The sequence below is a fragment of the Robiginitalea marina genome (assembly GCF_024006985.1).
In the GTDB taxonomy this organism is placed as follows: Bacteria; Bacteroidota; Bacteroidia; order Flavobacteriales; family Flavobacteriaceae; genus Robiginitalea; species Robiginitalea marina.
The window spans coordinates 104081-129243 of record NZ_JAMXIB010000006.1; the positions used below are offsets into that span (position 1 = coordinate 104081).

Consider the following 25163-nt stretch of genomic DNA (forward strand, 5'->3'; position numbering starts at 1 on the left):
TAATTAATCGCTAACAATAGCTATACTTAAGCCGGGGTTTAGTGCTAACTTTATATTTAGAGAACATTAACAAACATATTGGTAACCGGAAAGTGAAGTGCCATGAAATCCCGCACTACGCATAGCCGAGACCGTTGTGGTTAATATAATTTACCGCTTTTTATTAGTCATGAAATATCAATCACTAATCTTTTTATTGTTGTTCATTTCGTGTAAGTCACCAAGAGGTCTTACCTCAGATATCTCAGTAAAAACATATCAAGCTAGAAATAAATATGGTTTTCCATCTTTAGTCGTAAAGTGTTATGATTTCGACTTTAGAAACAAAAGAAGTGCAATACCTGCTTATGTAATTGTAAACGATATCGTTTTTGAACCAAAAGTGGAAAATGATAGCATTAAAGAAACAGTAATTAGACCGACTAGTAATTCAAAGCTAGATATCAAAATAAGCTTTATTGGCAAAAAAACTATAGTCATAAACAACTTTAAAATATTGCCTAAAGATTCTGTGGTACTTGATGTATTCATGAAAGATTCAGATGAAGTGCTCTATTAATTCAATACTAACCACAACAACGCGCATACCCCATTCGGGTCTATCACACACCCCGAAGAAATTTCCTAAATTGATCTGAAATAAACCGCTGGAAACACCCGGTATCCAGGGCGGTAGCAGCAAAAGCCATGAAGATCTCGTTACTGCTTTTCATTCTTTTTCCTGTTTTCGCACCTGGCCAGATGGTATCAGAGGATAACGTTTATGGGCTTATATCACAGATATTTGAAGAGAAAGAAGAAGATTATAAGCTGGATTTAGATTTGATTCCCTACAACAACAGGCACTTTAAAGCCGGTGATCTGCTCAATCTTGATTTTCTTAAACAAAATATTCTGACCAGGAGCTTTAGCGCTGACACCACAATATTTAATCGGGTTGACCTCGGTTTTATGGAAAGTCAGGTTGAGGAGTCCAGAAACCGAAAAAGACTGAATGAAAAGCACCTTTCAATTGACAGGAAATATTTGCTTATACATGATAACAGGTCTGAACAACCGCAACGTTTTCCCGAGTTTCAAACATACAAGATTTCCTGGCCACTATTTTCAAAGGATAAAAAGGCAGCATTGATGTATGTTGAAAATTTCTGTGGCATTGAATGCGGCGGGGGACAAATAAATATTTATGCCCTAATGGAAGATAGCAGCTGGAAATGGATTGGGGCAATCCTGATATGGGTAAGCTGATTTAATCCATGGAAAGCAATTCCGATCCTAACAATGAATTATAGTAACGGCTGGCCTTATGGCGCAGCAAAGTTCGAGGCTGCTTATTACGTATTCAGCGGTTGAAAGGAACCAGAGAGTTCTTCGACTCATTAAAGATGAATTAGATGATTAACGAAAGGCTGACAAAAAACTGAGCTACCTATTCCGCCCTCTTCCCCACCTTTAACTTTTTCCTCTAAATTCACTTCTAATCAATCCCGCCCCCCGCGCAAAGCCTTCCCCCCACCCCCGATATTTTCCAACCAGAGGAAAAAAAAGAATCCCGGCTTTATCTTTAAACTACCAGTCAGCAGTCGCAGTGGGCGGTAATACTCCCTGGCACTTTCAAAGTGCTTCTGACAGATTTAAATAACACTTTCCGCCGAAAACAGAACCGAAACCAACTGAGGATAGCAGAGTGATACCAGAACCTAACTGATTTGTTATCTTAGAGCTATAAGTGGAATAAAGTGCATAATGCACTATACACATCCGTTGTGAGCAATAAAACCAACCATATGAAAACTAGAATCATAACACTATTTATTTTAATGTTTATTATCTATAGTTGTAAAAATGAAGACCAACAATTAAAGACTGGTAATGAAAAAGTAAATGAGCTTTACAAAGGACCAATCATTGATATGCACATTCACGCCTACAATGAGGAAATTGGTGGAATGATGTTCGGAATGAATCATCCTAATCCATTAAAAAATGAGACTTACAAAGGAGTTCAGACCCCTGAAGAACAAAGAGTAGAATCCTTTAAGAAATTTGAAAAGAATAATATAGTTCTCGCTTTAACTTCAGATGGACAACTATGGTTTGAGGAGGCACCTGACAAAATTCTTATTAGTGGTAGAAATATGCCTTTGGACAGTTTAAGGAATATGGCTGAAAATGGAACTCTTTCTGCGATAGGTGAACTGAACCCGTTTTATGGCGGAATAACAGCGGATGATGAAAGTCAGAAACCGTTTTTTGATTTGGCGGAGGAACTAAATCTTCCTGTGGGATTCCATATTATGCCTGGTGGACCACCTGGAGGAATTTATCATATGGGTATGGATAGAGTCAGAGTGAGAAATGCAAATCCGATACAATTGGAAGAAATACTTGTGAGTCATCCTAAACTAAAAGTATTTGTAATGCATGGTGGCTGGCCTTATTTAGAGGATATGAAAGCTATGTTATATGCTCATCCACAATTGTATCTGGACATTGCTGCAATAGATTGGATATTACCAACAAAAGAACTTCACAATTTCCTCAAAGGATTAATTGATTCTGGATTTGGCAATAGAATAATGTTTGGAACTGACCAAATGGTTTGGCCAGAGACAATTGACATTGCTGTGGATGCAGTAAATTCTGCTGAGTTTCTGACAATAGAGCAAAAGGAAGATATTTTCTTCAATAATGCTGCAGAGTTTTTGAATTTATCGGAAGAAAGAATAAAGGAATTAAAATCTAAATAATTACTGCTCACAACAACGCGTATAGTGCATGCCCTTCGGGACACCCACCATACCCAAACCGTTGTGCTTCATTCCCGATCCCGATAGCTATCGGGATCGGGATCAACCACTAACCAATGATAAAATATTTTAGAAAAATCCGATACGACCTTATGGAGAAAAGCAAAACAGGGAAGTACTTAAAATATGCCATTGGTGAAATTATTCTAGTGATGATAGGTATTCTCCTTGCCCTACAAGTAAATAATTGGAACGAACGAAGAAAGGACCGAATAAGAGAACAGGTTATCCTCAAACAACTACAGGAAGATTACCAGGCCAATCTTATCCAACTGGAAGAAAAAATGACCACCCGGGACAGGATAATTTATTCGGCAATGCAACTATTAAAGGCTTTTGACCAACCCGCTGGAGTTATTCGTGACAGTCTTGTTAAAGAACTTGCGAATGCTTTCCATGACCCAACTTACGACCCAATAGAGAATGACTTAACAAGTTCAGGTAATTTAATTCTAATTCGAAACCACAAATTAAAACGCTTACTATCCAATTGGTCGTCAGATGTTGTAGGGGTCCGCGAAATTGAAACGACCTGGAGTAATTCTGTAAATGGTGAATTTGATTTAATTCTGTCAGAACTAGGCTTGGGCAGAGATGTCTCTAATAGTTTTATGAACGATTCTCAACATCTTTGGCTATTAGATCATAACCAGGAGTCCTATAAGATTGAAGTTGGAACCTCAAAGCTGGGTGCTCCCTTGAATGAAATATTAAGCAGTAGGAAGCTGGAAGGTATAGTTGGGAGCGCTATTACTTTGAATAAAGCTGCAAATCTCCAATCTGAGGCCTTACGTCTGAGAATCCTGGAAATTTTAGACTTGATTAAATCCGAATTAAAAAAATAACGAAAGCACAATAATGGCTATACGTAATGGCGCCGTTCTCGCTTACTTCTGAATCCCGGTAGGTATCGGGAGGCGGACTTTCAGTATCGTATGTACTTGCAAAGTTAAGCGCTAACCCACGCAACTACTCATACCCAGGACCGTTAGCCAACATTTCCCGTAATCCTTCTCAGCTTTAAAATATTTACCTACCTTTGACGTTGGTAACGTAACGCGTAATTATGATCGTTTCTTTTGGCTCGAAACAAACCGAACAAATTTGGAATGGTTTCCGAGTCAAAAAAATGCCCATTGCCATACAGAACCTTGGAAGAAGGAAATTAAGGATGTTGAATAATTCACGGGATATTGCAGATTTGCGAATTCCACCTTCAAACCGACTTGAAAAACTTAGCGGAACCCTTAAGGCCTTTTACAGTATTAGAATAAACAATCAATGGCGAATTATTTTCAAATGGCATAAAGGAAACGCAAGTGAAGTGGAAATTGTTGATTATCATTAAAAATGACCGATATGGAAAAGTTAGCAAACGTACATCCTGGTGAAATTCTACAATTCGAATTTCTGGAGCCTCTGGAAATATCTGCATACCGGCTTTCAAAAGACCTGAAGATCCCCCAAACAAGGATTTCGGAGATAATTAAAGGGAATCGCCGAATCACAGCAGATACTGCGCTGCGCCTGAGCAAATATTTTGGGAATTCTGCAAAGTTCTGGCTTGGACTTCAAGATGATTATGACATCGAAGAGGAAAGGGCCGAGAAAAAGGATGAATTTGACCAAATTCAAAAGTTTGAGAATAAAAACGTTGCCTGACAACGCTGATGGCCAATCGCCATATTCAGCCTGGTATTATTTGCTATTTTAGACACTAACAAAGCAACCCGGATGGTTCTGGCTTGAAGGCGTCTAACCGCGGCCAATGACGTTATAAACTATTACTATGGAGCAATCTTATATCGCAAAATCGTACAAGAATTCACTTGTGACTTTAGTTCTGCTCGTTATTGGATTTTTACTTTACCTTTTATTTCAGGACCCTTCAGGGCCCGGGGCAATAACTATTGTTGTGGGAATCACAATGCTAATCGCAATGGTCACAGCTGTCCGTGGAATGATTCAACTTTATAAGGGTAGGAAAGAAGCGAAGAATGCAAAATTTATGATTGCCCTCCTCGGTAATGGTTTGGGCATATTATATTTAATCTCAACTATTATAATGGCAATGCGTATTATTCCTAAAATCCTTTAAACAGTTTATAATATCGGGCATGCCCCATTCCGCCCTCTTCCCCACCTTTCACTTTTTCCTCTTAATTCACTTCTAATAATCCCGTCCCCCGCGCAAGGCAATCCCCCCACCCCGGATATTTTCCGACCAGAGGAATGAAAAGAATCCCGGCTTTATCTTTAAAGTACCAGTCAGCAGTCGCAGTGGGCGGTAATACTTCCTTGCACTTTCAAAGTGCTTCTGACAGATTTAAATAACACTTTCCGCCGAAAACAGAACCGAAACCAACTGAGGATAGCAGAGTGATACCGGAACCTAACCGATTTGTTATCTTAGAGCTATAAGTGGAATAAAGTGCATAATGCACTTTAAACATAAGTTGCGCTTCATTCCCGATAGCTATCGGGACCAACCACCACCCCATGCTAAAATTCTTTAGAAAAATACGATTCGACCTTATGGAAACGGGAAAAACAGGCAGGTACCTAACCTACGCCATAGGTGAAATTGTACTGGTGGTGATTGGAATTCTGATTGCGCTTCAAATTAACAACTGGAATGAAATCAGAAAGGACAAAAAAAAGGAAGCGGTTTTTCTGGAACAAATACACGTTGAATTTACAGAGAACAAAGCACAGTTTTTGCGGATAAAAGGGTTTCATGAAAAATCGCTAAGCAGTTGCATCTGGATGATTTCCCATCAACCCTTTAAAACGGTTGCGCTTGACTCCCTTCGGCATCATTCACTTTGGTCCAGGGTATCTTACACCTATGATCCTTCTCAAAGCAGCCTGAAATCATTAATAAGCACAGGAGCTATCGACCTTATTCAGGATGTAGCGCTTAGAGAAGTTTTAATTGGCTGGCAGGATCTGGTTGATGATTATCTGGAAGAGGAAAAAGAAATGCGGGAGTTTACGGTAAATTATGTGGTCCCCTTCAGTATACAACATTTTAAACTGTACCATGAGGAAGAACGGTTTGATGCCGTTTTAAATTTTGACCAAAAGCAATTGGACCAATACCTCAACCTTATTGCCAGAAAGAAGCGGATACTGGAAGAAATTTTGGGCGGCTTCTCCGATAAAATGAATGGGGAATCGCAGAGTGAACTTGAAAAAGTAATGACGGCAATGGATGTAATTCTTGAGCGTACGCGAAATCCAAATTAAATGCAGTATAAGAAACTGTAACCCACCCCCGGGATGTGCTCCAACCGCAGGAAGGAAAGATAACCCCAATCAAACGATCAAATTCCGGGGAACGCCCCCGGAGGGGCCCCGCTGCAACCCCCTAATTTCGGGGAATGTTCCCGTCAGAAACTAAATTTCACTACATTTAAAGACCCCGTCCGGGACCCTGAAAAACCAACCCTTATGAAAACCATCCTTTTCGCAGCCCTTGCCATCCTGAGCCTTATGGCCTCCTCCTGTTCCCGCAGCGGGGACACCCCGTCCCAAATTGCCTGGGATACCTGGGGGGTGCCGCATATTTCGGCCAACTCCGAAGAAGAACTGTTCTTTGCCCAGGGATGGGCACAAATGCACAACCACGCCAACCTGATCCTGGACCTCTATGGGAGTGCCCGGGGAAAGGGCGCGGAATACTGGGGGGCCGAAAAACTGGGGAACGACCTGCTCATCCATACCATGGGCTTCAGCGCGCTGGCCGACCAGTGGGAAACCAAACAGGACCCGCAGACCCGCACGATCTTCCAAAGTTTTGTGGATGGGATGAACGCCTATGCCGAAGCGCATCCCGATCAAATCGATGCGAAGAACAAAGCGGTTTTGCCCCTGACCACCAAAGACCTGAACATGCACGGCATGTACATCGTCTTTACCCTGTTTATCGGCGGGGAAGACCTCGGCCGTATCCAGCAATGGCCCGATATGGGGTCGAACACCTATGCTGTGGGGCCCTCGCGTTCGGCCTCGGGGAATGCCATGCTGGTACAGAACCCCCATTTGCCCTGGTGGCGCGAATTCCTCTTCTTCGAATCGCAGCTGAACCTGAAGGATAAACGGATGTATGGGGCCACCCTGGTGGGGTTCCCGGGGATTGCCATCGGGTTTAACAACCACCTGGGTTGGAGCCATACCGACAATACCATCGACAATGCCGATACCTATGAGCTGGAGGTGAAAGACGGGGGGTATTTGCTCGACGGGGAACGAAGGGAATTTGAGGTTCGGACGGCTACCCTGGGCATCCGTGGCGATGATGGGCAGGTGGCAGACACCACCCTGACCCTGCGCAGTACGGTCCACGGCCCGGTGGTCAGCGGCACCGACGACAAAGTGCTGGCCTTGCGGCTGGTCGGGCTCGACCGGCCCGATATGTTCCTGCAATGGTGGCGGATGATCAACAGCGAAACCTTCGAAGAATTCGAGTCGGCCCTGAAAATGGCGCAAATCCCCTTTTGGAACGTCATGTACGCCGACCGGGAAAAGAACATCTTTTACCTGTTCAACGGCCTGGTCCCGAAACGCAGCACCGGCGATTGGGACTATTGGGACCGCATTATCCCGGGCGGCCGTGCTTCGGATATCTGGACGGAAGTACACCCGTATGCCGACCTGCCCAAACTAAGGAACCCTGCCACAGGGTGGTTGCAGAATTCAAACGACCCGCCTTGGACCAGTACCCTTCCCACGGCCCTGGACCCGAAGGATTTCCCCCCGTACATGGCGCCCCAAACCATGGGCTTCAGGCCCCAGCGGTCGGCCCGGATGCTCTCCGAAGATGCCTCGGTTACCTACGATGAGCTGATCGATTATAAGCTTTCCACCCGTTCAGAATTCGCCGACCGCATCCTGGACGACCTGTTTGCGGCCGTGGAACAATCCGGGTCCGAAAAGGCGCTCGCCGCCAAGGCCGTCCTTGAACAATGGGACCGGGAAGCCGACGCAGACAGCAAAGGCATGGTCTTGTTTTACACCTGGGCCCGCAAGTTTGGGGTGAGGCGCGAGGCGAATTACAGCACTGCCTGGAATTTTGAATCGCCCGACACCACCCCGGACGGCCTGGCAGATCCGGCGCGGGCGGTGACCTTGCTGGAGGAAGCGGCTGAAGAGTTGGAGAAGCGTTTCGGCCGGATGGATGTCCCCTGGGGTGAGTATTACCGCATCTCCTACAATGGAAAAGATTTGCCCGCAAACGGCGGCGACGGTTCCGTAGGGATCGTAAGGGTGGCCTGGCCCGGAAGGGCCGACGACACCCATATGTATGTCGGCGGGGGCGATTCCTGGGTCGGGGTCATCGAATTCGCCGATAGCGTCAGGGCCAAAGTACTGTTGAGCTATGGGAACGCCACGGAAAAAGGTTCCCCCCACAACGGCGACCAGTTGGAGTTGTTTTCGCGCAAGGAACTCCGCGACGCCTGGTTTACCGAGGCACAACTCAAAGGGCATCTTGAAAAAACCGAAATCAGGTCCGCCAGCGGCTTTTCAGACAACCCGCTAAAATAAACCGCCTCGGGCCCGGGACCGTGCCGACCAGATGAGCAACGGCCTGTATCGCGCCGCGTGTTGCCTTTGGCGATTGCGCCAGGGGTTAACGCGTGCAAAGGCATGCCTTGAAGTTTTCCTCGCCTTAGATGTTTACGTTGCCCGTCGGCAATGGCGGTGGGCAACCATCCTTACCTTTACAGGTAAAGCCCTCCTGACAAAAACCGAGCTGCCCTTTCCACTGAAAACAAAACCAGAAGCAACTGAGAAAAACAGATTGATTCCAGAACCTAATCGATTTGCTATCTTAGGGTTATAAGTGGAATAAAGTGCATTATGCTCTGCACGGACGTTATGCTCAATTTTTCATGAATTATGAGGAAATCGTTAAAAATTATCGGAAAACTATTGGTGGCATTGGCTGTATTAGGAATCACAGGATATTTCTTGTTTATCTATGAAAAGCCAGTAGACCAACAGGCAATGGATAAATTTTTAATGGGACAACCGGTGATTGATGTGCACATTCATGTGTCTAAAGGATTTGATAGCAATGACGTATATGGAAGCGATCTAAAGTCTGGCCCAAAACTGGATCATGCAAAATTGAATTGGTTTAAAAATGCCTTTGACAAGCATAATATTGTAATAGGACTTTCCGGCGGGCCTGTACAACATGTTATGAATTGGATGAAGGAAGACAATAGATTTTGGGGAGGCGTCTCATTTCCCTATAATGAACTAAATGAGGCTGACGAACCATTTGTGAATGAATTCCTCACCTACGAAGAGTTATTTGTTCTTTACGATTCGATTGGTTTTCGAAGTATGGGCGAAAGCATGTATATGTATTATGGCATCCATCCACATGATGAACGCCTGGATGCTTATTGGAAGATTGCACAAGAGTTTAAAATCCCCATTGGCATACACGCAGATGGACCTCCGCCACCGTGGATGAGGGATAAAAAAACGTCTCATCTCATAAACAAAGAATATAGTAATCCTGAATTACTTAGGCCAATTCTGGCAAAATACCCAGATCTTAAACTCATTTTATTTCATTTTTGTGGCATATACAGTGATGAGGCAATCCAGCTCATGAAAGATTACCCGAATGTCTATTGTGATATTTCCGCAGTTAGCTACTTTATGCCCAAAATATTCTGGGAGGGCGCTGTGAAAAAGCTTTTCAAAGAGGGTTTGGGAGATAGGCTTCTATTTGGCTCTGATTATATGACATTTATAAGAGGACATATAGAGGCAATATATTCAATTGACTGGTTGACCGAGAAAGATAAACGTGATATTCTTTATAATAATGCTGCTGAATTTCTTGAATTAACAACAGAAGAAATAAATCAACACCATCAATCTGTTAAAAACTAAACACAGCTATGAATAAAAAATTAACCCTTGACAACTATCTGGACAGCCACTACATCCATCGGAGCAATTGGTTAAGGGCTGCGGTTTTGGGGGCAAATGATGGCATTATTTCTATATCCAGTCTGGCTATTGGGGTTGCGGCTGCAAGTTTAACAAGAGAACCTGTTCTTCTGGCAACGGTCGCAGGACTCGTGGCAGGAGCATTGTCTATGGCTGCAGGGGAATATGTGTCGGTTAGTTCGCAAACCGATACTGAAAAAGCAGATATCGAAAGGGAGAAAAAAGAACTGGCAGAAATGCCCGAAGAAGAGCTAAACATATTGGCTCAAATCTATGAGAAAAGGGGGCTAAAAAGTGAAACTGCCATGCAGGTGGCCAAAGAACTGACCCGGGCGGATGCATTGGGGACGCACATTCGGGATGAATTGGGAATCAATGAAATCAGTAAGGCCAACCCCATCCAGGCAGCGCTGGCGTCAGGGGCTGCATTTACGGTTGGAGGCGTACTACCGCTTTTCGTGGTCCTTTTTACTCCCATAAATGGAATGGAGTATTGGCTATACGGGTTTACCACCATTTTCCTGATCATTTTAGGAGCAACGGCTGCAAAAACCGGGGGTTCAAATGTGTTGAAAGGCATCCTCAGGATTACGGTATGGGGGACAATTGCAATGGGGCTTTCTGCCTTTGCGGGTTATCTCTTTGGGTAAATGTTTAATGGTTACCCCTGAAACCATGATTCTGGGGGCAGGGCCATTGGACGTTTTATTGTTAAAATCCGCTCTGCCATTACATCAGACCGTTACCTTTAAAACATGAATGACCTCATCACCCTGAAATCGTACATGTCTCCACATGAACTCCTCGTGGACCGAAGCAAGCTGGAGTCCTTCGGAATCGAGTGTTTCACCAGGGACGAAATGACTGCGCAGGTGCTGAACTTTTATTCCCACCTAAAGGGCGGCATCCAATTACAAGTGAAAAAAGGCGACTTGCAAAAAGCCCGGGAAATCCTTGCAGATCAGGTGGATGGGGAGACCGAGGAAAAAAGTTAGAACCACATGATTTCGCAGCTCTGTTGGTCATAGGTTATCCTTCACCATTCCTTAACCCCCGAAAATGGCAAATCGATTACCTTGCCCCTTAAAAGGGCTGATGCCTGCCCCCTTAAAAATGCGACTATGAAAAAGGTAAACCTGATGCTCCTGGCCTTTTTGCTTATGGCATTCCAATGCGACGAAGACGCCGATTTCATTGAAGACCCCCTATTCGAAAGCGGGCTGATGGGCCGGTGGGAACTGGCCGATGAAACAATCAACGGAATCTCCGATTTACTGCCCAAATGTTGCCGATTTTTTGAATTCAGCCCCGACGGCAACCCGGAAGATTTGGAGGGCCTGGTTTCCTATACGGATGAAACCGGGGTTTTCGAGGGCGTATTTACCCTCGACCCCGAAAACCAAACCATAGCGCTCCGGCGCGAAAACCGGACGCCGGTCACCTATTCCTATTCGCTCAGTTCCGCTGGGGATTATTTGGAATTTTCGTTTAGCGAAGGGGACGCGGAGTTCCTGCAGGGTTGGCAACGAACGGAGTAAACCATCGATACCCCGGAGGGGGTAATTCCCGGCGCGCACCCGGTAATCCCAAAAAATAACGTCTATGAAAACAATGCCCTTGCTGATTTTGAGCGTCTTCTTTGTGAACCTGATCTGCGCCCAGGAGCAGGCCCTGAAAATTACAAACCGTACCTCTGGAAAGGAAATCCTGCTAAAGGAACACAAAAGGATAAAAATCAAGACCGTGGACGGGCAAAAGATTTCAGGTCGTTTTTCCGTAGAAAACAACCAGGTCATTACCATCAATGACGCGCAAGTTGCATTAACGGATATTGCCGAAATTAAACGCAACCCTTTGTTAATCTCTGTATTTACCAGCAGTTTCTTAATCTATGCCGGGGCAATAACCGCCGGAATGGCAGCCATTATTGCGGCAACGATCGATACGACGGCTATTTGGTTTGTTATTCCCGCGGCCGGATTGGTATATGCCGGTATTAAATCTCCAAATTTCTTCAGGAAATTCACCCCTGGGGGTGGGTGGACCTTTGCAATTATTACAACTTCTCCCTAAGAAAGAGAAGCTAGGGCAAGACCAGCCTACCACGGGTTGCCCTTAAATTAATCCCGCCCCCAAAGCCAGGGAGATCAGCACGAGCAGCACCGCGACGAGGCGCTGCAGGAACTGCAACGTGATCTTCTTCAGGAGTTTATTGCCCGGGTAGGCCCCGGCCATTGCGGATAAGGTGGCGGAGGTAACCAGGGGCAGGTTTTCCCCGAGCCCCGCCTGTCCAAACCGGGAAGCGTAAACGGACAGCCGCGTAAAATCGATAATGCAGGCAATGGCCAGGTCGAGCGGAAAGAACAGCACAAACACAGGGGTAAGCAGGGTGCTCAGCCCGAAACCGGAGAAGAAGGTGAGCAGGGCAGCAACAAAAGCGACCAATGAGATGAGGGCATGGGAACCATCAGACACCATCCAAAGGGAAAAGATGGAAATGCCATTTTTTAGAACCCTAACCTCCTTTTTCGTACTTTGAGGAGGTATCCAACCCCAACCCATGCTCCGCATCTTCCGCCAAATGCGTCAAAAACTGCTCCCTGAAAACCGATTCAGCAAATACCTCTTATATGCGCTAGGGGAGATTGCCCTGGTAGTCATCGGAATCCTGATCGCCCTGCAGGTCAATGACTGGAACGAATCCCGCCTTTCGAGAGCGGAAATGGCAAAAGTATATGTTTCCATCCTTGATGACCTGGAGAATGACTATGGGAGATTAGCTCAGATTCTGCCCGATTTTGAATGGAAAATCAGCGTGATTCATGGAATTATCACGGAACCTCCTACCCCCGGGCAATGGGTTGCCAATGATTCCCTCTTTAATTCCTTCAGTTCCTTCGCCGATTTCGAAATTGGCAAAGAGCGCTTTGAACTGCTTAAAACCAAAGTGGCTGTTGATGAACAAAGCAGGGTTCTGAACAATCGGATTACCGATTTTTACAAAAAACACTCCACCGACATTGGGGTGCGAACCTATTAGGCAAATATGAGCTATCACCGGAATGTTGCCTACTGGGAAGAACACGAACCGTGGCTCAGTTTGGCATTGGTCGACAGGGACTTTTCGAAACTGGGTCAACATGCCGAGAACAATCCCATTTTCAGAAATAAACTCAGCTGGTACAGGATCATGTTGTCACGGCTTAAGGCAGCCTTACTGGCCTATCAAACCGAATCTGGGGTTTTGGCCGATGAGATCCGTGCCTATCTCAGGACAGCTGAGCCTGGAACGTAAATGCCCCGTGTTTTGTGAAGCCCATCGGCCTTCGGTTCCTTTGCAAACGCTTTCTTCTCTAATCCCTGCTCATTTCACCCGGCCCAGGGGGCTCACTAAATCCGGACAAGCGCTTTTCATTGAAACAGATAGTGGATTACCCATAGTACAAATGCGGTGATACCCGGGTTTCGCGGAAGTGTTATCTTAGGGCATTCAGCGGAATACCCTACACAATGCACGTTACACTGCTATTGGCACCCCTTGGGCTGCGCCAAAAAAGTCAATTCATCGCGCTTCTTTTTTTCAGCATGAGTGCTTTCGGACAAACGGTGACCTACAACCACCTTGTGGATTCCACCCATGCGGAAACGAAAGCGGTGATGGCGCTTTTTGAAAACTACCTGGCTTCAAATCCCCAAAACAAGGGGAAGAACCCCTTTTGGAATTCGGAAGAACAGGAGAAGCACCAGCATTATGACTTCTTGGAAAGCGAATTCCAGCCCTCACTCTATATGGGGTTTCCCGTACATGTGCTGAGCATAAAATTCAAAAACGGGGTTTGCCGGATTAAAGCGCAATTTTCCTATTGCAGGGAAGATGGAAGCCCGTACGTTTTAGCCATCGCAAACTATGTTGCCAAAAAGGAAAACGGAACCTATAAGCTGTACAATTCCCTGACCGAAAACAAGCAAAGTTGGGAGTGTACCACGGTTGGCCTGGTGGATTTTTATTATCCGGCATACCACCGGTTCGACTATGAAAAGGCCCAAAAGCTGAACGGGTTTATACGGCAAACCTGCAAGGACTTTGGGGTGCAACCCAAACCCTTTGAATATTACCTCGCTGACGAATATGACGAAATTCAGGAACTAAAGGGATTGGATTATTATATCGGCATGGGCGGGGAAGCAAGGCCCGGTGGCAAAGCAACGGACGACAAGGTGTATTGCGGCGGTTTGGGGGAATATTATGCCCACGAAGTCTTCCACGTTCAAATAGACGAACACTTCCCAAACAAACACTTCTGGGTTTCCGAAGGCCTTGCGACCCTGCTGGGCGGAAGCCGTGGGAAAACCCTGGATTGGCACCTGAAACGCACAAACCGCTATTTGCAGGAACACCCCGAAACAGACCTGAACCACATGCTCAGGCTAACAAACCTGGATCACGAAACGTCCTACCACTATGTCCTGGGCGGGCTGATCGCCCGTAAAATACTGGACAAAGGGGGTTGGAGCTCTCTCAGGGAATTTATGTCCGCCGGAAAATCGGATGAAGCGTATTACCAGGCGATTGAGAAGCACCTTGGGGTAAAGCAATCGGAGCTCAACGCCTATATTCGGGAGCAACTACAACTCGAATCGAAAAAATAAATGTTGGCAAAAATGGGTATTGGCCCAGAGCGGGTTTGAAAAGTCATTCCTGCGCATATCCATCTCCTCCACAGGACGACATGACACAATCAAAACGGGGAGAAAACCGTTTATCAGGTATGAAAAGACTTCAATACCTGCTTTTTATCCTTCCCTTTATACTGGTTTTAGGATGTAATAAGGATGAAGACAGTCTGGCCGGACCGCCGACGGCAAAATTCCTTTTCGAGGATGGGTTCGAAACCCAAAACAATGCTATGGACGAACTTTTTCCTTCAGATAACACCAGGTGGTCAACCCTTCAACACACCGACCCTGCCAATGCCACCAATGAAATATCGGTAACAAACACCGAATTTTCGGAAGGGGAAGATGCCCTGCGAATTGTGGCATTCCCATCGGACAGCCAATTGTCAAAAATGGATATTGAGAAGAATGGCCTGTCGATACAATCCGGCGACAGGGTGGCCATCAGGGCCGATTTCTTAATCCGCGGCAGGGAACCCCTGACCAACCTGCTGCTCATTGATTTGGAGTGCTGTTCGTGCTGGGATCCGAATGTAGGGGACAACTATGGCTCTGAAAACCAATGCCCCGGGGTCCGGTTAATGATTTCGGGGGAAAAAGACTATCTTACTATCGAAAGGGGTAAAATTTCGGGTACTACCCTGCAACAAACCGATTTGGTTTTTCCCAGAAACCAATGGGTGACGGTTGAATGGGAAATGACCTTATCCGACAACGAAACCGGACAGAACAGGTTAACGATCGATGGGGTGGAGGTTATCGATGAAAATGCCATGAATATGCCCAACCCACAAGTTTTCAGGGACGTTTTTGCCATAGAAGGCATTGACTTCAACCTGCAGCAACCAACCACATACGAACGGGTACAAGTCGGGGCAACAGCAAATCCCACGGCAGGCAGGGTGGAAATGTTCGTCGATAATTTCACCATTAAAGTCTGGTAACCAAAATCGCCGGCATGGGATACCGACCTGGGTAGACTGGTCGCCCGGAAAATACCGGACAAACGGGGTTGGAGCTAACCCGGGGAATTTATGTCCGCTGGAAAATCGGAAGAAGTGTATTATCAGTTGATTGAGAAGCACTTTGCAATAAGCCAGGCCCACACCTTAGTGAAATGCCGTTTTTTGCCATTCGAAAGGGTAACGTACAAGTTACAGGCTGCTATTAAACAAAACGGGGGCGTTATCCTAACCATTAAAAACTACGCATGAAATCAGATATAGAAACCCGAAAGGATATCGAATTCCTGGTTAATTCCTTTTACGACAAGGTCCGCCGAAACCCGGTTTTGAATTATATCTTCGAGGACGTGGTTAAAGTCCACTGGGAATCGCACCTGCCGAGGATGTACGATTTTTGGGGCAGCATTTTGCTGGGGGAACACAGCTTTTCCGGCAACCCTATGCAAAAGCACGTGGCCCTGAGCAAACGCACCCCCCTTACCGAAAAGGAGTTTGAAGAATGGCTGAGGGTATTCAGGGAAACCGTGGATGCCCTATTTGAAGGACGCAAAGCTGAAGAAGCCAAAACACGGGCAGAAATCATCGCACGCCTGATGTTGCATAAAATCCAGTCTGCCTAAACCCTGCCTTTTCACTTGCCGTTTTACCATTGCCCTGAGGCATGTGGCCCGAACGCCCTTTAACGGGCACCCGGGGAGCTGAATGCCCTGGGATGGGTCGCCAGCCCCAGACCCTGTATGGAAGTCATTTTCATAATAATATATTTTTTGATAATTTTATCGTTTATAACGAAAGTCATTTTTATTTGTCCGGCAACCCCAGATCTTCGCGGCCCAAAGACGTATCAACAACGGTTCAGGATCAGTATTGCGGCCGCCTGAATCAACCCTGAAGAAAAACGCTATGACCCTACCCCTGTTTGCGCCATTCAGCACCATAAAGGACAACCCTTCAAACCAGGACCTTGCCGCAGAAATCAAGGATTTAAAAAAGACCAAAAATGCTGTCCTCCTGGCCCATTATTACCAACGTCCGGAGATCCAGGACGCAGCGGATTTTGTCGGAGACAGCCTGGCGCTTTCCCAACAAGCCGCGAAGGCGGAGGCAGATATCATCGTGTTTGCCGGGGTGCACTTTATGGCAGAAACGGCCAAAATCCTGAACCCGCGGAGTAAAGTCCTGCTGCCGGACCTGCAGGCCGGTTGTTCCCTGGCCCAATCCTGTCCCCCGGAGGCCTTCGGTGCATTCCTGGAATCGCATCCGGGGCATACCGTGGTGAGCTACATCAATTGTTCTGCTGAGGTGAAAGCGATGAGCGATTATGTGTGTACCTCCTCCAATGCACTTAAAATCATCCAAAGTATCCCTTCGGAAAAGCCGATAATTTTTGCGCCCGACAAAAATCTGGGGCGGTACCTGATTCGAAAAACGGGAAGGAAGATGCTGCTTTGGGACGGAAGTTGCACCGTACACGAGGCGTTCAGTATCGACAAATTGCTGGAACTGCTGAAAGCCCATCCGGATGCCCGGGTACTGGCCCACCCGGAATCAGAGGAACACATCCTGACCATTGCACATTACGTGGGCTCTACTGCCGGCATGATCGCCCGGGTAAGGGCTCAGCCCCGGCAAAAATACCTCGTGGCCACCGAAGCGGGCATTCTCCACGAAATGCAGAAAAAAGTACCTAGTGCGAGCCTGATCCCGGTGCCTACCGCAGAAGACAATTCCTGTGCCTGCAGCGAATGTGCCTTTATGAAGGTCAATACGCTGGAAAAAATCCGAAACTGCCTTCGGGACGAAACCCCTGAAATCCTCGTTCCGGAAGTGCTCGCGGCAAAAGCAATGCGATCCCTGGAACGGATGCTGGAGTTGTCGGTGTGAAAAAAAACCGGCAACCCCGCTTGGGGAATTGCCGGTTTGCTATGCACATTGACTTCGTTTTCGCTACTCCCTACAGGGTAAAATTCACAGACGCAAAGATATTCTGCCCCGGGGCAAAAATCGGGAGGATACCGCCGCTGACCGGGCGGTTCAGGTGTTCGTAGTAATTTTCATCGAACAGGTTGTTTACCCCCAGGGTAAAGCGGGCCTTCTCAGATACCTGATAGGAGGCCCGGATATCGAGCAGGGAAAAAGACGGGGTTTCGGTTTCCCCGAATTCCGTGGAGACCCTCCCCTGCCGCAGCACGTGCCGGAAGACGAGTTCCGGGGTAAGCCGCCCTTTTACAAAGCTTCCCGCCAGGGTATACCGCAAATCCATGGGGGCGATTTCCGGCAGGGGTTCATCCCGCTCCAGGTCCTGGGCATAGGTGTAGGCTACCCCCACCTGCTGTTGGAGCTCCGGGAGGAGGCGCTGGGTCCAGGTGAGTTCAAAACCGGTTTTAAAGGCATTGTCGATATTCACAAACCGGCGCACGCCCGGGCTCATCGGCAACCTTGGGGTAAGGTCCGGGTCGATGACGGAGGAGATAAATTCATCGAGGTATCCCATAAAGACATCCACCCCGAGTTCGGTGTTCTTGCGTTTCCAGGCGTAGGTGAGGTCCAGCTGGTAGTTTACCTCGGCATCCAGGTTAGGGTTGCCAAGCAGCTCATAGGGATCCTGGCCGATGGGGAAATAATTGATAAACCGTTCTGCCAGGCCTGCGCTGCGTTGGGCCCTGGCCAGCCAGATCCCAACGGTGGACCCGCCCCCAAAGGTGCGGGTGGCCCCCAGGCTCAGGCTGGGGTTGAGCTGGGTTTGACTGCCATCCCCGTATTCGGCAAGGAACTCGGGGGCCGGGTCGCTGATGCCCGAAACATTCAGTTCCACCCGGGTGGAAACCACATAACGCCAGGCCTTTGCTGCCAGCTGGTATTCCGCGAACAGGCTGCCTTTGGAGATATACCCGTCTTGCCAGGCGTTGTCCCGGGCCACCGTCCCCTGGTTGGGGCCCATTAAAAATTCCCGCACCCGGGTGCCCTCGGCCCCTTCGCCCCGGAAATCGGCCCCGGCGTACAGCGTATTGTTGTTAAAATTCCAGACCCCTTCGGTCCGGCCCCCGTAATTATAGGTTGTGGCCTCGGTTTCGGCATTCAGCATCCGCGGGTCGAGGGGTTTGAGGCGGTTGTCCATCAGGTGGTTCACAAAGGAAGCAAACACCGTGGTGTTCCACGACGTCAGGTGTTCCCGGTTAAATACCTTGTCGTACCGGGCATTCATAAGCCAGGTGTCGTCTTCGCGCAGGTCCATGGTCAGGGCCGGGAAATCGGCGTCCCGGGCCACGTTATAAATGACCGACAGGCGCAACTGGTCGTCTTCGGAGAATTTGAACCCGAAATTTCCGCCAAAGCTGCCCCGGTTGAAATCGGCCTGTACCTGGGTTCCATCCCCCGAGGTGTAGTCATTCCCCTGCGACCAGGAACCAAAGAAGGAGAGGTCGTGGTTTTCCCCGCTGAAGCCGAGCTGGCCCTCGTTGCGAAAGACCGAACCGTTGGCTTCGATCCCGTTGGACATGCGGCCATACACATCGGGGTCTTCGGAGAACCGGAGCCGGGAAGGCACAAAATTCAGGGTCGCTCCAAACCCTGTGCCATATCGCAGCGCGTGGGGGCCCTTGAGGATTTCAATCCGCTCCACCATATTGGGCGCCATCTGGCTGGTGGGCGGATCCATCCGGTTGGGGCAGGCGGCCGTGGCCCCCTGGGCCCCGCCCAGGACCACATTGAGCTGGTCGTATTTAAAGCCACGGAAGACCGGGTCGAAGCCGTAGTTCCCCCCTTTGCGGATGCCGCTGATGGCCGGTTCCTGCATCAGGATGGAGGTCGCGTCGTGCGCCAGGCGCTCCCGGTAATCGAGTTCCATTTCGGTCTCCGGCCGTTTTTCGGGCCTCAGGGCAATTACGGTCACCGGGTACAGGTCCACGTGGATTTCGGAGCGATAGAGCACTTTTTCTGCGATCAGGGCGAGTACCTCAGGGCTGTCCAGCACCCATTGCCCGTAATTCAGGTGCGACAAAACCAGGGACGTCCCCTCCTGGTAGGTGAGGTAGATCACCCCCCCGGAATCGGACACCCCTTGCAGGGCCCCGTATTTAAACGTAGCGTCGGTAATAGGGGCCCCGGTTTCGCGGTCCAGGAGCCTGATGGCGGATTCTTGTTGGGCCTGGGCAGGCACACCCCCGAGAAACAGGAGCACACACGCTACCCACACCCTCCTTAACAGAAGGTTCATAGGTTTGTTTTTGAGAAATTGAAACTTGGGAAATCAGAGGGCCGGGGGATTTCTTTACCCGATCGCTAGGGGCCCGGGGGTGCGGTACTGCCCTTCCGGGGGCTGTACCACCTCAAAAACAAAAAGGAAGGTATGTAACTGGGATTCGCCCCAAAACAGCCTGGAAGGATCCGACCCGGACTCCTGCCCGGGAAAGGAATACCCGGGGATTTCCACGGCGATGATCGGGCTGTGGTCGGTTTTGGCCAACGGGGATTCAAAGGGGTTTTCGGGATCCTGTGCCTGTTCGCGGGCCAGCATTTTGGAGAGGTAGCACTTCCCGTTGCACTGCATTTCGGGCACCTCCCGGTTTTCGCACAAGACCGTGGCGATATACTCGTAATTCATCACGTACTCCGCCAGCGGCCAAAGGGGCCTGAGGGTCATCCAGAGGGCTAAGATGGCGAGGGCGAAGTTTTTCACAAGCCAAAATTAGGAAGGTCGGCGTCGGGTGGATATGACAATTATCATATAAAGATGTTTTTGTCTTTTAAAAAGAGGGGGCTTCGCCAGGCACCGGCATGGCCTGCATGAAAATTCAAAACCTTTTTCCTCCGGGTGAAAATAAAAACATTATCTTTGTTAACCATTTGGTTAATCTATTTGGTTAATGAAGGACAAAGACACCGAAAAACGCATCTTGCAGGCGGCTATTTCCGTTTTCCAAAAAAAGGGCATGGCAGGGGCGCGCATGCAGGAAATCGCCGATGAGGCCAACATCAATAAGGCGATGTTGCATTATTACTTTCGCAGCAAACAGCAATTGTTCGAAGCGGTCTTCATGGGTGCCTTTGCGAAGCTGGCCCCCCAACTGAACCTCATCTTTGCCTCGGAGGAACCCCTTTTTGAAAAGATTGAGGCATTCGTGTCGGGCTATATCGATTTCATCATTGAAAACCCCTTTTTACCTAGTTTCATCATTCAGGAATTGAATAACAACCCCGAATTCGTCAACACGTTCCTCTCGCACCAGGGCAGGCCCAATCCTGTGCCGTTCCTGAAACAAATTGAAGGGGAGATCAGTGCGGGAACCATCAAAAGGATCCATCCGAAACACTTGTTGATCGACCTGCTGTCGCTCTGTGCCTTTCCCTTTGTTGCAAAATCCATGCTCACGGTGCTGTTGGAGCTTCCCGACGGCGAATTTGACAGGCTTATGGAGGAACGAAAAACTATGATCTCCCAATTGATAATCGAAAACATCAAAGTATGAGGGCCTTACGAAAACCAATACGATCCTTCCGGAGTATCGCCGGAGCCGGGTTCCTGCTGATGCTCCCCATCCCGCTGGCGGCCCAATCTTCCCTGACCCTGGACCAATGTTTTGAACAGGTCGCCGTGCAATATCCGCTCGCTGGGAATACGACCCTTTACGAAGATCAATTGGCGCTCGATCTCGAGGCGCTCGATAAAGACCGGCTGCCAAAACTGGACCTCAACGCCCAGGCCACGTATCAGTCTGAGGTGACCCGGGTGCCCCTGGCCATTCCCAATGTTTCCATCGAGCCCCCAAACAAGGACCAGTACCGCGCTTCCCTCGAGGTGAACCAGTTGCTATATGACGGCGGACGTATCAGTGCATCGAAAAAACTAAGCGCAGCGGCCACCCGGGTGAACCAGCAAGAGGTCGCGGTAACCCTGTATACGCTTAAAACCCAGGTGACAGAACTCTACCTGTCTGCCTTGCTGTTACAGGAAAGGAAAAAATTGTTGGAGTCCAAGCAAACGCAACTCGAATCCCAACTGGAAGAGGTCAGGGCCGGGGTGCGCTTCGGCGCCTTGCTTCCGGCTTCTGCAGATGCCCTCGAAGTGGAACTCCTGAAGGTCCAGCAGCAGTTTTCGGATCTGGATTTTTCCCGTACAGGCGTATTGGACCGGCTTTCGCTCCTGATCGGCACGGCCTTGCCCGAAGACGTGGCGCTCCAGCGTCCGGAGGTCTTTTTTACGCCCGCTCAGGAATTGAGCCGGCCCGAACTGGCCCTGTTCGAGCTGCAAAAGGATAAAATCGACCGCTCCACGGAAGTGCTCACGAAGTCGAATTTGCCCAAAATAAACGCGTTTGCACAGGGAGGTTACGGAAACCCCGGCCTGAATATGCTCGACAATTCCTTCAACACCTTCTTTATCACCGGGCTGCGGGTACAATGGAACCTGTTTGACTGGAACAAAACCCAAAAAGAAGAACAATCGCAGCAGCTGAATAAGGAATTCATCGAAGCAGAAAAAGAAACCTTTGACCTGCAAACCCGGATGGTACTGGCCGATCTTCAGTCGGAAATCGACAAACTTCGACAAGCCCTCATCCTGGATGGGGAAATCATCGCGCTGCAGGAGAAAATCGTGCACAGCGCGGCGTCCCAATTGAAGAATGGCGTCATAACTTCCTCGGCGTATATCGTGGAATTCACCAACCTGTACGAAGCCAGGAACCACCAAACCTTGCGCCAGTTGCAGTTGTTGCAGAAACAGATCCACTACCAGCTCGCTGAGGGATCCTATTCAAAATCGTTCTAAAGCTATCCTATTATTTTAAATCCCATGAAAAACACAGGCATCGTTCTACTACTCTTCTCCCTGGCCGCTTCCCTTTCCTGTTCCAGCAATGCAGACAGGGCCGATGGGTACGGGAATTTTGAGGCTACCGAGATTACAGTTTCGGCGGAAGCCCACGGAAAAATACTGTTTTTTAACGCGGAGGAAGGCCAGGTGCTGGGCGCGAATGACGTGGTGGGGGTAATCGACACCCTTCAATTGTCGCTCCGGCGCGACCAGCTGGAAGCGATCAAAAACACGGTGAGTTCCAAATCGCGCAACGTACTCTCCCAGCGGGAAGTGCTCCTGGAAAAGTTAAAGGTGGCCCAAAACGATCAACAGCGGATTACCAACCTGATCCGCGAAAACGCCGCCACTGGGAAACAACTGGACGACATCAATGGCCAGCTCGAGGTATTAAAACAGCAGATTCGAAGTGTGGAGACCCAGAATGCCCCGATTATAAACGAGGTCAAGGGCATCGAGGCGCAAATACGCCAGCTGGACGACCAGATCGACAAAAGCGTCATCAGAAACCCCATAGCGGGAACCGTGCTTGCCAAATTTACCGAACCCCATGAAATTACGGCCTTTGGCAAGCCGTTGTACAAAATTGCCGACCTGAGTACCATGGAACTCCGCATCTATATCAGTGAAACCCAGCTGGCTTCCATCGCAGTCGGGCAACAGGTTTCCGTGAAAATTGACGATGGGGAAGGGCAAAAAAGCTTTCCGGGTCTTATTTCATGGATTTCCGATACGGCCGAGTTCACCCCAAAGATCATCCAGACCCGGGATGAACGCGTGAATCTGGTTTACGCGGTTAAGGTCAGGGTCGTCAACGACGGGAGCCTGAAAATCGGAATGCCGGGGGAGATGTGGATCCGGGACGCCCGGGCGGGCACTAATTCCAAATAAGCCATGAAAACTGCTAAAATCATCGCAACCCTCCTGGCCGGGGGACTGGGCATCCTGGCCATCCTGGCCGGCTCAACGGTCCTGTTGGGCCTGCGGGAAGTGGATTATCCCGTGATCAGGGCCCTGGTCGCGTACAACGTTATTGCCGGGGTGCTTTCCCTGGTGACCGCCGTGCTGATCTGGAAGCGCCCGGGGTTGGCCCGGGGCCTCGCCGGCCTGATCCTCGCCCTACATGCCGCGGTACTGGGTGCTCTGTATTTTTTCAACGACACCGCCGCGGACGAAAGCATCGGGGCCATGATTTTCCGGGTGGCGGCCTGGTCCCTGATTTTGGTGTTGCTGCTCCAGGGGCCCTCCGGGAAACAGGCAGGGAAACGAATTGAGAAACCATGAGCATTCAGGTACACGAAATTTACAAATCCTATGGCCAGGTGAATGCCCTGGACAACATTTCTTTCGAGGTCAAGTCGGGAGAGCTGTTCGGGCTGATTGGCCCGGATGGGGCGGGAAAGACCACCTTGTTTCGAATCCTGACCACATTGTTACTGCCCGACAGGGGAAATGCCCGGGTGGCCGGGTACGATGTGGTACGCGACCTTAATGCAATCAGGCGCCATGTCGGCTACATGCCGGGGAGGTTTTCCCTCTACCAGGACCTTACCGTGGAAGAAAACCTGGAGTTCTTTGCGACCATTTTTGGGACCACTATCGCCGAAAATTACGACTTGATAAAAGACATCTATGTGCAAATTGAACCCTTCAAGGACCGCAGGGCAGGCAAGTTATCGGGGGGGATGAAACAGAAACTGGCCCTTTCCTGCGCCCTGATCCACCGGCCGAAAGTGTTGTTCCTGGATGAGCCCACCACCGGGGTAGACCCGGTTTCACGCAAGGAATTCTGGGAAATGCTGAAACGGCTGCAGGAAAAGGACATAACTATACTGGTATCTACCCCATATATGGATGAGGCGGCCCTGTGTGACCAGATCGCACTGATGCAGGATGGGAAAATCCTGGAAATCGATACCCCGGAAGCGATCGTCAGGCATTATCCCAAACCCATTTACAAAGTAGGGGCACACGACATGTACCTGCTCATCGAAACCCTGAAAGCCTATCCCCACAGGCATAGTGTTTATCCGTTCGGGGAATACGTGCACTACACCGATACCCGCATGGATTTTGACTCCGGGGAATTACAAACCTTCCTGGAAGCCCATAACCTTTCCGAAATCCACATCGAGGAAACAGCACCCACTATTGAGGACACCTTTATGGAACTGGCAAAACCATGAAAAACGAAAACGCCATAACAGTTTCGGAACTGACGAAAACCTTTGGGACGTTCACTGCGGTAAACGCGATCAGCTTTGAGGTGAAAAAAGGGGAGATTTTTGGTTTTTTGGGGGCCAACGGAGCCGGGAAGACTACCGCCATGAAAATGCTCATCGGCATCCTGAAACCCAGTTCCGGGCAGGCTACGGTTGCGGGTTTCGATGTCCACACCGAGTCGGAAGCGATAAAGCGAAACATAGGCTATATGAGCCAGAAGTTCGCCCTGTACGACGACCTGACGGTCAGGGAAAACATTACCTTCTTTGGGGGCATCTACGGATTGTCCCGAAAACGGATACAGGAAAAATCCAAACAGTTGATCGAAGACCTGGGCCTGGGCGCCGTGGGAAAATCGCTGGTGGGCTCCCTGCCTTTGGGATGGAAGCAAAAACTGGCGTTTTCCGTGGCCATGCTCCACGATCCGCAAATCGTGTTTTTGGATGAACCCACGGGAGGGGTGGACCCCATCACCCGGAGGCAGTTCTGGGAAATGATCTACAAAGCTGCGCATGCCGGTACCACCCTGTTCGTGACTACCCATTATATGGATGAAGCCGAGTATTGCAACCGGGTCTCCATCATGGTAAACGGGAAAATTGAAGCCCTTGACACCCCGAAAAACCTGAAACAACACTTTGAGGCCGCCACCATGAATGACGTGTTCTTGAAACTGGCCAGGGGATAATGTATTCACGC

At 48.9% G+C, this 25163-nt stretch carries 28 protein-coding genes; 25 read left to right on the plus strand and 3 right to left on the minus strand.

What is annotated here, in order from left to right; all coding sequences use genetic code 11:
* Window positions 1-169: 169 nt before the first annotated feature.
* From NG653_RS09080 to NG653_RS09145, 14 genes are all read left to right on the plus strand, one after another.
* Entirely contained in the window at window positions 170-559 is a 390-nt protein-coding gene (locus tag NG653_RS09080; RefSeq protein WP_252741380.1) for a hypothetical protein, read from the plus strand.
* 128 nt (window positions 560-687) lie between these two features.
* A complete protein-coding gene (locus tag NG653_RS09085; protein ID WP_252741381.1) occupies window positions 688-1248 on the plus strand; it encodes a hypothetical protein in 561 nt (186 codons plus the stop codon).
* A 539-nt stretch (window positions 1249-1787) separates the two neighbouring features.
* Window positions 1788-2750, plus strand: coding sequence for an amidohydrolase family protein (locus NG653_RS09090; RefSeq protein ID WP_252741382.1), 963 nt, complete (start codon window positions 1788-1790; stop codon window positions 2748-2750).
* 152 nt (window positions 2751-2902) lie between these two features.
* Window positions 2903-3655, plus strand: a complete 753-nt coding sequence (locus NG653_RS09095) for a DUF6090 family protein (RefSeq protein ID WP_252741383.1) — start codon at window positions 2903-2905, stop codon at window positions 3653-3655.
* A 221-nt stretch (window positions 3656-3876) separates the two neighbouring features.
* On the plus strand, window positions 3877-4158 hold the full coding sequence (locus NG653_RS09100; RefSeq protein ID WP_252741384.1) for a type II toxin-antitoxin system RelE/ParE family toxin: 282 nt from the start codon (window positions 3877-3879) through the stop codon (window positions 4156-4158).
* Window positions 4159-4169: 11 nt separating this feature from the next.
* Complete coding sequence (locus NG653_RS09105; protein WP_252741385.1) at window positions 4170-4472, plus strand: HigA family addiction module antitoxin; 303 nt, start codon at window positions 4170-4172, stop codon at window positions 4470-4472.
* Window positions 4473-4599: 127 nt separating this feature from the next.
* Window positions 4600-4908, plus strand: coding sequence for a hypothetical protein (locus NG653_RS09110; RefSeq protein ID WP_252741386.1), 309 nt, complete (start codon window positions 4600-4602; stop codon window positions 4906-4908).
* A 437-nt stretch (window positions 4909-5345) separates the two neighbouring features.
* Window positions 5346-6059, plus strand: coding sequence for a DUF6090 family protein (locus NG653_RS09115; protein ID WP_252741387.1), 714 nt, complete (start codon window positions 5346-5348; stop codon window positions 6057-6059).
* 204 nt (window positions 6060-6263) lie between these two features.
* Window positions 6264-8357 (plus strand): acylase, encoded by a 2094-nt coding sequence (locus tag NG653_RS09120; protein ID WP_252741388.1) that lies wholly within the window; start codon window positions 6264-6266, stop codon window positions 8355-8357.
* Between the two features lie 354 nt (window positions 8358-8711).
* Complete coding sequence (locus tag NG653_RS09125; RefSeq protein WP_252741389.1) at window positions 8712-9725, plus strand: amidohydrolase family protein; 1014 nt, start codon at window positions 8712-8714, stop codon at window positions 9723-9725.
* A gap of 8 nt (window positions 9726-9733) precedes the next feature.
* Window positions 9734-10435: a VIT1/CCC1 transporter family protein gene (locus NG653_RS09130; protein ID WP_252741390.1), complete on the plus strand. Its 702-nt coding sequence runs from the start codon at window positions 9734-9736 to the stop codon at window positions 10433-10435.
* Window positions 10436-10540: 105 nt separating this feature from the next.
* Window positions 10541-10780 carry a putative signal transducing protein gene (locus NG653_RS09135; protein ID WP_252741391.1) on the plus strand — a complete coding sequence of 80 codons (240 nt, stop codon included), beginning with the start codon at window positions 10541-10543 and terminating at the stop codon, window positions 10778-10780.
* A gap of 126 nt (window positions 10781-10906) precedes the next feature.
* On the plus strand, window positions 10907-11323 hold the full coding sequence (locus tag NG653_RS09140; RefSeq protein WP_252741392.1) for a hypothetical protein: 417 nt from the start codon (window positions 10907-10909) through the stop codon (window positions 11321-11323).
* A gap of 64 nt (window positions 11324-11387) precedes the next feature.
* Window positions 11388-11858, plus strand: coding sequence for a hypothetical protein (locus NG653_RS09145; protein WP_252741393.1), 471 nt, complete (start codon window positions 11388-11390; stop codon window positions 11856-11858).
* A 42-nt stretch (window positions 11859-11900) separates the two neighbouring features.
* On the opposite strand, the gene NG653_RS09150 is transcribed toward NG653_RS09145, so the two are convergent.
* Window positions 11901-12263: a hypothetical protein gene (locus NG653_RS09150; RefSeq protein WP_252741394.1), complete on the minus strand. Its 363-nt coding sequence runs from the start codon at window positions 12261-12263 to the stop codon at window positions 11901-11903.
* 82 nt (window positions 12264-12345) lie between these two features.
* On the opposite strand from NG653_RS09150, the gene NG653_RS09155 reads away from it, so the two are divergent.
* The 5 genes from NG653_RS09155 (at window position 12346) to nadA (ending at window position 17311) form a co-directional block, all read left to right on the plus strand.
* Window positions 12346-12825: a DUF6090 family protein gene (locus tag NG653_RS09155; RefSeq protein ID WP_252741395.1), complete on the plus strand. Its 480-nt coding sequence runs from the start codon at window positions 12346-12348 to the stop codon at window positions 12823-12825.
* A 470-nt stretch (window positions 12826-13295) separates the two neighbouring features.
* On the plus strand, window positions 13296-14435 hold the full coding sequence (locus tag NG653_RS09160) for a hypothetical protein (protein ID WP_252741396.1): 1140 nt from the start codon (window positions 13296-13298) through the stop codon (window positions 14433-14435).
* 119 nt (window positions 14436-14554) lie between these two features.
* Entirely contained in the window at window positions 14555-15406 is an 852-nt protein-coding gene (locus NG653_RS09165) for a hypothetical protein (protein ID WP_252741397.1), read from the plus strand.
* 266 nt (window positions 15407-15672) lie between these two features.
* On the plus strand, window positions 15673-16047 hold the full coding sequence (locus NG653_RS09170; RefSeq protein ID WP_252741398.1) for a group III truncated hemoglobin: 375 nt from the start codon (window positions 15673-15675) through the stop codon (window positions 16045-16047).
* Between the two features lie 283 nt (window positions 16048-16330).
* Window positions 16331-17311: a quinolinate synthase NadA gene (nadA, locus tag NG653_RS09175; RefSeq protein WP_252741399.1), complete on the plus strand. Its 981-nt coding sequence runs from the start codon at window positions 16331-16333 to the stop codon at window positions 17309-17311.
* Between the two features lie 70 nt (window positions 17312-17381).
* Here nadA and NG653_RS09180 read toward each other — a convergent pair whose 3' ends face one another.
* Window positions 17382-19643 (minus strand): TonB-dependent receptor domain-containing protein, encoded by a 2262-nt coding sequence (locus NG653_RS09180; RefSeq protein WP_252741400.1) that lies wholly within the window; start codon window positions 19641-19643, stop codon window positions 17382-17384.
* 54 nt (window positions 19644-19697) lie between these two features.
* The gene (locus NG653_RS09185; protein WP_252741401.1) at window positions 19698-20105 is read right to left on the minus strand and encodes a hypothetical protein; all 408 of its coding nucleotides are present in this window, start codon (window positions 20103-20105) and stop codon (window positions 19698-19700) included.
* Between the two features lie 187 nt (window positions 20106-20292).
* Between NG653_RS09185 and NG653_RS09190 the strand changes: the two genes are divergently transcribed.
* The 6 genes from NG653_RS09190 to NG653_RS09215 are packed head-to-tail and all read left to right on the plus strand — an operon-like array spanning window position 20293 to window position 25152.
* Window positions 20293-20895, plus strand: coding sequence for a TetR/AcrR family transcriptional regulator (locus tag NG653_RS09190; protein ID WP_252741402.1), 603 nt, complete (start codon window positions 20293-20295; stop codon window positions 20893-20895).
* Entirely contained in the window at window positions 20892-22196 is a 1305-nt protein-coding gene (locus NG653_RS09195) for a TolC family protein (protein ID WP_252741403.1), read from the plus strand. The genes NG653_RS09190 and NG653_RS09195 overlap by 4 nt, the downstream gene beginning before the upstream one ends.
* Before the next feature lie 24 nt (window positions 22197-22220).
* Window positions 22221-23132: an HlyD family secretion protein gene (locus tag NG653_RS09200; RefSeq protein WP_252741404.1), complete on the plus strand. Its 912-nt coding sequence runs from the start codon at window positions 22221-22223 to the stop codon at window positions 23130-23132.
* Between the two features lie 3 nt (window positions 23133-23135).
* Window positions 23136-23525, plus strand: a complete 390-nt coding sequence (locus NG653_RS09205) for a hypothetical protein (RefSeq protein ID WP_252741405.1) — start codon at window positions 23136-23138, stop codon at window positions 23523-23525.
* Window positions 23522-24427: an ABC transporter ATP-binding protein gene (locus tag NG653_RS09210; protein ID WP_252741406.1), complete on the plus strand. Its 906-nt coding sequence runs from the start codon at window positions 23522-23524 to the stop codon at window positions 24425-24427. The genes NG653_RS09205 and NG653_RS09210 overlap by 4 nt, the downstream gene beginning before the upstream one ends.
* A complete protein-coding gene (locus NG653_RS09215) occupies window positions 24424-25152 on the plus strand; it encodes an ABC transporter ATP-binding protein (RefSeq protein WP_252741407.1) in 729 nt (242 codons plus the stop codon). The genes NG653_RS09210 and NG653_RS09215 overlap by 4 nt, the downstream gene beginning before the upstream one ends.
* Window positions 25153-25163 lie beyond the last annotated feature (11 nt).